This is a genomic window from Nonomuraea sp. AD125B, from assembly GCF_041402765.1.
GTDB classification, from domain to species: domain Bacteria; phylum Actinomycetota; class Actinomycetes; order Streptosporangiales; family Streptosporangiaceae; genus Nonomuraea; species Nonomuraea bangladeshensis.
Genome location: NZ_JBGLOU010000019.1, coordinates 85,071 through 95,733 on the forward strand (window position 1 = coordinate 85,071; position 10,663 = coordinate 95,733).

Below are 10,663 nucleotides of genomic sequence, written 5' to 3' on the forward strand. Positions count from 1 at the left end.
GGGCCTCGACCCGGTGCACGACCAGCTCGTACGCCATCCGCCGCGGCCACCAGGCCGCCCGCCGGTCCGGGCCCCAGGTCCAGACCGGCGTGTCCGGGTCCGTCTCGCGCAGCGTGCGCACCAGCTCGGCCGCACCGGCCCGCAGCCATCCGGCGTCCCCGCTACGCCCCTCGGGCAGCCCGCTCGGCACCTGGCGCGACCAGATGCGCTCCTGCACCCGGTCGCGCAGCACGTGCGCCGCCCAGCGGTGCGTCTGGCCGACGTGCGTGACCAGCTCGGCCATCGTCCACCCCGGGCAGGAGGGTACGGGCGCGGACAGGTCACCGGCGAGCTCCGTGAGCTCCGCCAGGCGTTCGGTCTCCTGCTCGATCAGCGGCTCGTAGTTCACCCGCACCAGACTAGGCCGCCGGGCAGGTGGCGCCCTTCTGCGGCACTTTTCCGTTGATGAGGTAACTGTCGACGAGCGCCCGGATGCACTTGCTGCCCGACAGGTAGGCGCCGTGCCCCTCGCCCTCGTACGTCACCAGCGTCGCGGTCTTGAGCTGGGCCGTCAGCTTGGGCGCCCACTCGTACGGCGTGGCAGGGTCGCCCTTGCCGCCGACCACCACGATCGGCGCCGAGCCGGTCGCGTCCACGTGCCGCGCCTGGTCGCTGCCCTTGACCGGCCACACCCGGCACAGCCCGCCGGAGCCCTCGCTCCCGAACAGCGGCGAGATCTGCAGCGCCTGCTGCTCGGTGCGCCGCAGGTCGGCCTCGCTCGGCCGTTCGGCGGTGTCCACGCAGGTGATGGCGGGGAAGCTGGTCATCTGCGTCGAGTAGCTGCCGTCGGTGGACCGCCCGGTGTAGGTGTCGGCCAGGTAGAGCAGGGCCTCGCCGTGCCCCTGGAGCGCCTCGCCGAGCGCCTGCTCCAGGAACGGCCAGGTCAGCTCGGAGTACAGCGCGGCCGCCACGCCCGTCGAGGCTAGCCCCTGGGTGAGCTCGCGGTCCCTGACCTTGATGGGCTTGGCGGTCAGCTCGTTCATGAGGTTCTCGACGTTGGTGTTGGCCGTCGCGACGTCCTTGCCGACCGCGCACGAGCCGTCCTTCACGCACGCCTTCAGGAAGCTGTCGTAGGCGTGCTGGAAGCCGCGCGTCTGGGCGACCGTGCGCTGCTCGAAGGTGATCGTCGGGTCGAGCGGCGCGTCCAGCACCATGCGGCCCACGTTCTTGGGGAACAGGGTGGCGTAGACGGCGCCGAGCTGGGTGCCGTACGACATGCCGACGTAGTTGAGCTTCGGGTCGCCGACGGCGGCGCGGATGCGGTCCATGTCGCGGGCGGCGTTCACGGTGCCGACGTAGGGCAGGATCTTGCCGGAGTTCTTCTGGCACAGCGCGGCGAACTGCTTGTTCATCTGCTCGCCCTCGCGGTGCGTCTGGTCGTTGGGCGGCAGCGTGTCGAGGGCGGTGAACCGGTCCATCTCGGCGCCGTTGCCGCACCGCACGCCGGAGCTGCGCTCGACCCCGCGCGGGTCGAAGCTGACCAGGTCGTAGCGGGTGCGCAGCGGGGCGAGCGCCTTGCCCGCCTGGTCCAGCGTGTCCACCCCGGAGGCTCCAGGGCCGCCGAAGTTGAACACCATCGAGCCGAGCCGCTGCCCGGTGGCCGGCATCTTGATCAGCGCCAGCTGGATCTTCTCGCCGTCCGGTTTGTCGTAGTCGAGCGGCACCGCGAGCTTGCCGCACCGCACCGAGCTGTCCTGACGGGCCGGTGGCGCGCCGTCAGGGCGCTTGATGTCGGTGCACGGGCCCCATTCGACCTGGTCGGCGCTGCTCTGAAGCCCTGGGACGGACTGTGCGGCGGGCTCGGCCGGAACGGCGGAACAACCGACTGCCCCGACGAGCAGGGCGACGGCTAGGACACCTCGCATGGCACAAACTTCCCCTCGTCTACTCGGGGGAAGAGTGCCCACAATACGCGACCTCGCACCAAACGTGGGTGAGGCGGCCCGTACCCCTCCTAACGTGCCGCCTCACCCGCCCGTCCCCCGAACACGGGGACGCCCCCGCGAGGACATTCGCGGGAGCGTCCCTGATGGATGTGTCAGACGCCCATCGACTGGGTGTCGTTGCTCTCCGCGCCGCCGGCCTCGGTGACGCCGTTCTTGAGGTGGTAGCGGGCGATGGCCTCGCGCAGCACCTCGCCGTCGAGCTCCTTGCGGCGTACGAGCTGCGTCAGCACCGCCAGCGTGATCGAGGCCGCGTCCACGTGGAAGTGGCGGCGCAGCGCCGAGCGCGTGTCGGACAGGCCGAACCCGTCGGTGCCCAGCGAGGACCAGTCACCCGGCACCCACTGCGCGATCTGGTCCTGGACGGCCTTCATGTAGTCGCTGACGCCCACGAACGGCCCCTGGGCGCCGGACAGCGCCTGGGTGACGTAGGGGACGCGCTGCTCGGCCTCCGGGTTGAGCAGGTTGTGCTCCTCGCAGGCCAGCGCCTCGCGGCGCAGCTCCGACCAGGACGTGGCCGACCACACGTCGGCGGAGACGCCCCAGTCCTCGGCGAGCAGGCGCTGCGCCTCCATCGCCCACGGGCCCGCCACGCCCGAGCACAGGATGTTGGCCTTCGGGCCCTGCGTCTGCGGCCCGTCGGCGAACTTGTAGAGGCCCTTGAGCAGGCCCTGCACGTCGAGGTTGGCCGGCTCGGCGGGCTGCAGGTAGGGCTCGTTGTAGACGGTCAGGTAGTAGAAGACGTCCTCCGGCTGGTCGCCGTACATGCGACGCAGGCCGTCCTTGACGATGTGGGCCACCTCGAACGCCCAGGACGGGTCGTAGGAGATCGCGGCCGGGTTGGTGGAGGCGATGAGCGGCGTGTGGCCGTCCTCGTGCTGCAGGCCCTCACCGTTGAGCGTGGTGCGGCCGGCCGTGGCGCCCAGCAGGAAGCCGCGCGTCATCTGGTCGGCCATCTGCCACATCTGGTCGCCGGTCCGCTGCCAGCCGAACATCGAGTAGAAGATGTAGATCGGGATCATGTGCTCGCCGTGCGTGGCGTAGGAGGTGCCGGCGGCGATCGCCGAGGCCATCGAGCCCGACTCGCTGATGCCCTCGTGCAGGATCTGGCCCTGCACGGCCTCCTTGTACGACAGCAGCAGCTCCCTGTCGACGGCCTCGTACGTCTGGCCGTGCGGCGAGTAGATCTTCGCCGACGGGAACATGGCGTCCATGCCGAACGTGCGCGCCTCGTCGGGGATGATCGGCACGAACCGGTGGCCGATCTCCTTGTCGCGCATGAGGTCCTTGAGCAGCCGGACGAAGGCCATGGTGGTGGCCACCTGCTGCTTGCCCGAGCCCTTGCCGAAGCTCTTGTAGACCTCGTCGCCGGGCAGCTTGATCGGCTTGGCCCGCTGGACCCGCTTGGGCAGCACGCCGCCGAGCGCCGCCCGGCGCTCCTTCATGTACTGGATCTCTTCGTCGTTCTCGCCCGGGTGGAAGTAGGGCGGCAGGTCGCCTTCCAGCGCCGAGTCGGGGATCGGCAGGTAGAGCCGGTCCCTGAACTCCTTGAGCTCGGCCTTGGTGAGCTTCTTCATCTGGTGCGTGGCGTTGCGCGCCTCGAAGTCCTTGCCGAGGGTCCAGCCCTTGATGGTCTGGGCGAGGATCACGGTCGGCTGGCCGACGTGCTCGCGGGCCGCCTTGAAGGCCGCGTAGACCTTGCGGTAGTCGTGGCCGCCGCGCGACAGCTTGCGGATGTCGTCGTCGGACAGGTGCTCGACCATCTTGCGCAGGCGCGGGTCGGAGCCGAAGAAGTTGTCGCGGATGTAGGCGCCCGACTCGACCGAGTAGGTCTGGAACTGTCCGTCGGGCGTGGTGTTCATCTGGTTGACCAGCACGCCGTCGACGTCGGCGGCGAGCAGCGGGTCCCAGTCGCGGCCCCAGACGACCTTGATGACGTTCCAGCCGGCGCCGCGGAAGTAGGACTCCAGCTCCTGGATGATCTTGCCGTTGCCGCGTACGGGGCCGTCGAGCCGCTGCAGGTTGCAGTTGATGACGAACGTGAGGTTGTCCAGCTCCTCACGGGCGGCCACGCCGATGGCGCCGAGCGACTCGGGCTCGTCCATCTCGCCGTCACCGAGGAAGGCCCACACGTGGCTGCGGCTGGTGTCCTTGATCTGGCGGTTGAGCAGGTAGCGGTTGAACCGCGCCTGGTAGATCGCGCCGATCGGGCCGAGACCCATGGAGACGGTCGGGAACTCCCAGAAGTCGGGCATGAGCCGCGGGTGCGGGTAGGAGGGCAGCCCGTGGAAACCGTGCGAGAGCTCCTGGCGGAACGCGTCGAGCTGCGCCTCGTTGAGCCGGCCCTCCAGGTAGGCGCGGGCGTAGATGCCCGGCGCGGCGTGGCCCTGGAAGAAGACCTGGTCGCCCGACTCGCCGTGGTCCTTGCCGCGGAAGAAGTGGTTGAAGCCCACCTCGTAGAGCGACGCGGCGGAGGCGTAGGTCGCGATGTGACCGCCGACGTTGGTGCGGGCGTTGGCCCGGGACACCATGACCGCCGCGTTCCAGCGGATGTAGGCGCGGATGCGGCGCTCGACGTGCTCGTCACCGGGGAACCAGGGCTCGCGCTCCGGCGGGATGGTGTTGATGTAGTCGGTGCTCCGCAGGCCCGGCACGCCGACCTGGTGCTCGCGGGCCCGCTCCAGCATGCGCAGCATCAGGTAGCGGGCTCTGGTGCGGCCTTCGGTCTTGACGACGTTGTCGAGAGACTCGAGCCACTCGTTGGTCTCACTGGGGTCGACATCAGGCAGCTGGCTGGGTAGGCCGTCGCTGATGATCGAGAATCGCTGGCGTCCGGAAGCCACTGGGTCTCGCCTTCCGAGAATGACTGATGTCTGGTCTGGTCGTCTTCCATCCTGGTCTCTAGCCGTAGAAAACGCATCTCTACTGGCCGGTAACCAGCGTGTCCCTGCTGGCAGGGACCTCTCCGATGGCCTAGACCACCGATGGTAGGACGATTCGCAGTCAAAGGTTACATCCCAGGAGCATTTTAACAAGACAGCAAAATGAACGAAATTTCGCTCGCGTGTCCCGGTCCTGCTCCACGGGGCCCTGCCCGCCGCGCCCGCCCTTCCCTCAGGGGACAGGGCCGTCACCGGGCGGCCGGCCGAGTCTAGCGGTCACGACTCCCGCAGGCCGCCGCCGGGCTCCTCGCCGGGCCGTCAAAGAGCCTCGTCGAGCGGCACGAGCCCCTGCTGGAGGGCGTAAATGGCGGCCTGGGTGCGGTCCGACACGCCGAGCTTGGCGAGGATGCTGCTGACATGCGACTTGACCGTCTCCCTTCCCATGCGCAGGTCGCGGGCGATCTCGGCGTTCGAGCGGCCGCGGGCCAGCGCGGCCAGCACGTCCCGCTCCCTCGGCGTGAGCGTGTCGAGCGGGCGGGGACGCTCGGCGCGCCGCACCTGGCGGACCAGCAGCGCCGCGATGCCCGGCTCCAGCACGCTGCCGCCGCGCGCCGCCGCCCGGACCGCCTCGACGACCCGGTCCACCGCGCTCGTCTTCGACAAATACGACAGCGCGCCGAGCCGCACCGCCTCCACCACCCGGTCCTCCTCCTGGAAGGACGTCAGCACGATGACCGCGGGCGCCGGGCCGTCGCCGGCCTCCCTGAGGGCCTCCAGAGCCCGCAGCCCGTCCATGCCGGGCATGACGAGGTCGAGGAGCATCACGTCCGGCCGCAGGGCGCGTACGGCCCGCAGGGCGGCCTCGCCGTCGCCCGCCTCGCCCACGACCTCGATCCCGTCCTCCTGCTCCAGGACGAAGCGCAGGCCCTGCCTGACCACCTCGTGGTCGTCCACGATCAGCACCCGGACGCTCACGCGTGGCTCACCGCCCCGGCTATCGTCGCCGTCACCGTCGTCCCGTCGCCGTCGCTGCGGACGTCGAGACGGCCGCCGAGCTCCGTCACCCGCTCGCGCATCAGCGTCAGCCCCATCCCGTGCCGCCCGGCCACGTCCGCCGGGTCGAAGCCCGAGCCGTCGTCCGACACCGAGACGGTGACCGCGCCGCCCGCGCCCCGGCCCAGCCGCACCTCCACCCGGGAGGGGGCGGCGTGCTTGACCGCGTTGCCGAGCGCCTCCTGGACCAGCCGCAGCACCGCGTGCTCGGCCGCCGCCTCCAGCGCGACCTCCTCCAGCACCGCCTCGACCCGTACGCCGAGCCTGGTCTCGTACGCCCGGCACAGCTCCTCCAGTGCGGGCACCAGCCCGGCGTCCTCCAGCGCCACCGGCCGCAGCTCCAGCAGCAGCGCCTGCATCTCGCGCATCGCGCGGGCGGAGGTCCGCTCCATCGCCTCCGCCTGACCGCGCAGCCCCTCGGGAGCCGCCCTGCGCATGCCCGCGGCCAGCAGGCTCAGCGAGAACAGGTCCTGGGAGATGGAGTCGTGCAGCTCCCGCGCGATCCTGCCGCGCTCGGCCTGCCTGGCCTCGGTGCGCGCGGTGAGGCTGGCCGACTCGACCGCCGCGCCGAGCCGGTCGGTCATGACGTTGAACGACTGCTCCAGCGTGCTCACCTCGTCCGAGCCCGAGACCTCGACCCGGGGCCGGAAGTCGCCCGCCGCCACCGCCGTCGTGACCGCGGCCAGCCGGCGCAGGCGGCCGATCAGCCGCCGGGTGCTCAGCAGCCCGAACACCAGCCCCACCGGAAGCACCAGGCCCAGCACCAGCAGCGTCGGGACGATCATGGGCGTGAGGCTCGGCACGGACGCGACCTCGGCGTCGGCGGGGGCCTGGACGTGCACGTACCCGATCACCTCGAACCCGTGCGGCCCCACCGGCTCCTTGCGCAGGACGGGGCTGACGTGCCAGACCGTCCGCCCCGTCACGGTGCGGCCGCCGCCCGCGTTCTCCCGGCCGAGCGGCGGCAGCGGCACGTCCAGCTTGGCGCCGAGGCGGTGGATGCCGGGGGCGCTGGCCGCCAGGATCACACCGTTCACGTCCACGACGGTCTCCAGCATGGCGAGGCCCGGCTCGGCGTGCGGCCGGGCGCCGCCCGCGACCGTACGTCCCCCGGCTGCCGCCACGGCCGCCCGCAGCAGCTCGCGGCCGTCCGCGCCGGCTCTTCTCACGGCCTCGCCCGGGACGTCCGGAATATCGGGAATATCGGGAATGGTGATCTCCCTGCGGACGGGGGCGGGGCCGCTCAGCCGCGTCACCTCCAGGCCGATCGCCTGCGCGTCGCTCGACGCCTGCTCCCGCAGCACCTCCGCGAGGTCGGAGGCGTTGGCCTGCGGGATCAGGAACGTCGCCGCGATCACGGCCTCGACCAGGAACACGGCGGTGGTCGTGACCAGCACGTACGAGGCCGCCATCCGCCCGCGCAGCCCGGAACCCCACACCTTTCGCAGCGTAACGCCCGGGTCAGGCCCGGGTCCTCCCCCAGGAGAGGGAGGTAAAAATCGTTCGTTCTAGGGAAATGGTCTTTTCGTCCGGCTTTCCGGGGCCCAGTGTGGGAGGTATGAAGGCAACGGCAGGAGACCGTCTCCTGGCCCACGCCGACGGCGTGGAGGAAAAGGACAGGAGCCGCGTCATCAGGGAGGTTCAGGGCTCGTACGGAGAGCCGCACCGCGTGGCGCGCTCCGGCGACGGGCACGGCGGGCCGGTGTTCGCCGGCCCTGATGCCGTCGATGTGTCTACGTAAGATCAGCTCGTGAGATCAGAAATCATCTCTGTGGCCACAGGTTCGCGAGAGACCGTGCACGACATCACCGGCCAGTGCGCCGAATTCGTACGCGGTCAGGGCGAAGACGGCCTGTTGCACATATTCGTGCCGCACGCCACCGCGGGGGTCGCCCTGCTGGAGCTGGGCTCCGGCAGCGACGACGACCTGCTCGCGGCGCTGCGGGAGCTGCTGCCGGCCGACGACCGATGGCGTCATCGGCACGGCTCACGCGGTCACGGCAGGTCGCACGTCATGCCCGCGCTGATTCCGCCGTACGCGACCGTACCGGTGCTCGGCGGGCAGTTGGCGCTCGGCACGTGGCAGTCCATCGCCGTCGTGGACCTGAACGTCGACAACGCGCAACGCCAGGTTCGCCTGTCGTTTTTGTCGCATTGAATCTGGCCGAGTACGGCCGTACCCGTGGCGACCGTTGACGACTGAGGGTCACAGCGTGTGGACTGTCCCGAAGCGATAAACCGCATAAGCGGGGCCACTCAAGCAGGAGGGATAAACGTGAGCGCGACCGCGGGTCAGGCGCAGGGCGAGCGCGGCCTGGCCGAACGACTCGGCCTCAAGCCGGGTCAGGTGGTGCAGGAGATCGGCTGGGACGAGGACGTCGACGACGATCTTCGCGACTCCATCGAGAACCTGACCGGCACCGAGCTGCTGGACGAGGAAAGCGACGAGGTCGTGGACGTGGTGCTGCTGTGGTGGCGCGACGGCGACGGCGATCTGTTCGACACGCTGACCAACGCCATGCGTGCACTCGCCGAGGGCGGCCAGATCTGGCTGCTCACCCCTAAGTCCGGACGCGAGGGCCATGTGGAGCCGAGCGACATCGGAGAGGACGCCGCCACCGCGGGCCTGTCGCAGACCAGCAGCATCTCGGCGGCACCCGACTGGTCCGGCACCCGGCTCGTGACGCCCAAGGGCCGGAGGTAAGGACCCGCAGAGAGCTTCGACCACCCAGGGAGTCACGGCGTCCGCCATGCGGCAGGATATGGGCGTGAACGCACATCCTGTCGAGGTCGGCGCCCCGGCTCCGGACTTCGAGCTGCAGGACCAGCACGGCGCTCCGGTGCGCCTGTCCCGGCTCAGGGGCCGCAAGGTCGTGCTGGTCTTCTATCCGCTTGCCTTCAGCGGCATCTGCGGCAGCGAGCTGGACGCGCTGCGCGACACGGCGTTCGGCGACGACGTACGGGTGCTGACGGTCTCGGTCGACTCCGTCTTCACCCTCCGCGCCTGGGCGGATCGCGAGGGTTATCCCTTCTCGCTGCTCTCCGATTTCTGGCCACACGGACAGGTCGCGCAGGCGTACGGTGTGTTCGACGATGCGAAGGGGCTCGCACGCAGGGGCACCTTCATCATCGACGGCGAGGGCGTGATCCGCTGGTCGGTGATCAACCCGATCTCCGCCGCGCGCGACGTCGCCGACTACGTCAAGGCGCTCGCCGACATCCACTGACCCTGACACCGACATCGACACTGGCACTGATCCCGACCCCGGCACTCACTTCGGAGGCAACGATGCCCTGCTACCGCTGCGGGGCCCGGCAGACGGACCCGGTCCGCGGCTCCAGCCCGTGGCAGCGCGGGGTGCGCGCGGAGTCCCAGGTGCTGATCTGCCCGGACTGTCAACGCCTGCACGACCTCGACCTGGACCACTGCGGCACCTGCCGGTCCACGGCGCTCATCTGCCGGCTCGGCGAGGTGGAGTGCCGGTCCTGCGGAGCCGTCTGGATGGCCCGCTCCGGCGGCACGCCGGGCCGGCCGCCCGCGATGGAGACGCCGCCGGGGCTGTCGGCGGAGGTGGAGGCCGCGCTCAACCGCGTGCTCGGCCGCGCCTGACCTCCCGCCGGGGGGCTTCACCGCCGTCGGATGAGCTGCGCTATCGTCTCCTACCGTGTCCGCATTGAGTAGTACGTCGAGTAGCTCGTCGTTCGTCGTCGCGCTCGACGTGGGTGGCACGTCCATGAAGGGCGGCCTGGTCAGCGACTCAGGCAAGGTGCTGCTGAGCGAGCGGCGCCCCACCCCGCGCACCGAGGGCGGGGACGCGGTCGTGGCCGCCATCTCCGACTTCATCGGCCACCTCGCCGCCGCGGGCGACGGGGAGCCGGCCGGCGTGGGCCTCGCCGTGCCCGGCCTGGTCACCGAGCACGCCGCCGTCTACGCGACCAACCTCGGCTGGCGGGACGTCCCCGCCTCGGCGTTCACCACGCTGGACATCCCGGTCATGCTGGGCCACGACGTCCGTACGGGCGGCCTCGCCGAGAGCGTGCTCGGCGCCGGCCGCGACGTGGCCGACTTCCTCTTCCTCCCCATCGGCACCGGCATCGCCGGCGCCACCGTCATCCGCGGCGAGCCGTACGGCGGCTCCTCCGGCTGGGCCGGCGAGATCGGCCACACCCCGGTCTTCCCTGACGGCGAACAGTGCGCCTGCGGCCAGTTCGGCTGCCTGGAGACGTACGCGTCGGCCGCCTCCGTGGGCCGCCGCTACAGCCAGCGGGCCGGCCTCGAAGGCGTCAGGGCCGAACAGGTCGTCACCTCCGACGACCCGATCGCCATCGAGATCTGGGACGAGGCCGTGGAGGCGCTGTCGCTCGCCCTGGCCACGTACACGCTGCTGCTGGACCCCTCGGCCATCGTCCTCGGGGGCGGCCTCGCCGAGGCCGGCCCGGCCCTGTTCGACCCCGTACGCACGCGCCTGCTCAAGCGCCTGGCCTTCCGCGACGCCCCGCCCCTGATCCCGGCCGCGCTGGGCGTCGACGCCGGCATGCTCGGCGCCGCCCTCCTGGGCTGGCGCGCCGCGGGCCGGCCGGAGCTGGGGCCCGGGTGGGACGTGGATGTGCGGTCGGGCCCCTTGGTGTCGTAAGGTGTAGTGCCGATCAGGGGCGGTTAGCTCAGCGGTAGAGCACTCGCCTTACAAGCGAGGGGTCACTGGTTCGAACCCAGTACCGCCCACCAGCAGAAAGAGCCCCGTTTCC

General features: G+C 70.8%; 11 protein-coding genes and 1 tRNA gene. 7 read left to right on the top strand and 5 right to left on the bottom strand.

Annotation, left to right across the window (positions count from 1 at the left end; genetic code table 11):
* The 5 genes from ACBR40_RS39035 to ACBR40_RS39055 form a co-directional block, all read right to left on the bottom strand.
* A partial coding sequence (locus tag ACBR40_RS39035; protein WP_371251951.1) for a maleylpyruvate isomerase family mycothiol-dependent enzyme occupies positions 1-388 on the bottom strand: 388 nt, incomplete at its 3' end.
* A gap of 10 nt (positions 389-398) precedes the next feature.
* Entirely contained in the window at positions 399-1,904 is a 1,506-nt protein-coding gene (locus ACBR40_RS39040) for an alpha/beta hydrolase (RefSeq protein WP_344212648.1), read from the bottom strand.
* Positions 1,905-2,077: 173 nt separating this feature from the next.
* Entirely contained in the window at positions 2,078-4,825 is a 2,748-nt protein-coding gene (gene aceE / locus ACBR40_RS39045; protein WP_344212646.1) for a pyruvate dehydrogenase (acetyl-transferring), homodimeric type, read from the bottom strand.
* 357 nt (positions 4,826-5,182) lie between these two features.
* Entirely contained in the window at positions 5,183-5,839 is a 657-nt protein-coding gene (locus ACBR40_RS39050; RefSeq protein ID WP_329573573.1) for a response regulator transcription factor, read from the bottom strand.
* Entirely contained in the window at positions 5,836-7,356 is a 1,521-nt protein-coding gene (locus tag ACBR40_RS39055) for an ATP-binding protein (RefSeq protein ID WP_371251952.1), read from the bottom strand. Before ACBR40_RS39055 ends, ACBR40_RS39050 begins: the two co-directional genes overlap by 4 nt.
* A gap of 119 nt (positions 7,357-7,475) precedes the next feature.
* Here ACBR40_RS39055 and ACBR40_RS39060 point away from each other — a divergent pair, with 119 nt between their 5' ends.
* From ACBR40_RS39060 to ACBR40_RS39090, 7 genes are all read left to right on the top strand, one after another.
* Positions 7,476-7,658, top strand: coding sequence for a DUF1918 domain-containing protein (locus tag ACBR40_RS39060; protein WP_371251953.1), 183 nt, complete (start codon positions 7,476-7,478; stop codon positions 7,656-7,658).
* A gap of 9 nt (positions 7,659-7,667) precedes the next feature.
* Complete coding sequence (locus ACBR40_RS39065; protein WP_344212639.1) at positions 7,668-8,075, top strand: secondary thiamine-phosphate synthase enzyme YjbQ; 408 nt, start codon at positions 7,668-7,670, stop codon at positions 8,073-8,075.
* Between the two features lie 117 nt (positions 8,076-8,192).
* A complete protein-coding gene (locus tag ACBR40_RS39070) occupies positions 8,193-8,621 on the top strand; it encodes a DUF3052 domain-containing protein (protein ID WP_329573581.1) in 429 nt (142 codons plus the stop codon).
* Positions 8,622-8,679: 58 nt separating this feature from the next.
* Positions 8,680-9,144 carry a peroxiredoxin gene (locus ACBR40_RS39075; RefSeq protein ID WP_344212636.1) on the top strand — a complete coding sequence of 155 codons (465 nt, stop codon included), beginning with the start codon at positions 8,680-8,682 and terminating at the stop codon, positions 9,142-9,144.
* A gap of 62 nt (positions 9,145-9,206) precedes the next feature.
* The gene (locus ACBR40_RS39080; RefSeq protein ID WP_344212634.1) at positions 9,207-9,527 is read left to right on the top strand and encodes a hypothetical protein; all 321 of its coding nucleotides are present in this window, start codon (positions 9,207-9,209) and stop codon (positions 9,525-9,527) included.
* A gap of 55 nt (positions 9,528-9,582) precedes the next feature.
* On the top strand, positions 9,583-10,551 hold the full coding sequence (locus ACBR40_RS39085) for an ROK family protein (RefSeq protein ID WP_371251954.1): 969 nt from the start codon (positions 9,583-9,585) through the stop codon (positions 10,549-10,551).
* A 17-nt stretch (positions 10,552-10,568) separates the two neighbouring features.
* Positions 10,569-10,643: transfer RNA gene (locus ACBR40_RS39090), tRNA-Val, on the top strand.
* The last annotated feature ends 20 nt before the right edge of the window (positions 10,644-10,663 follow it).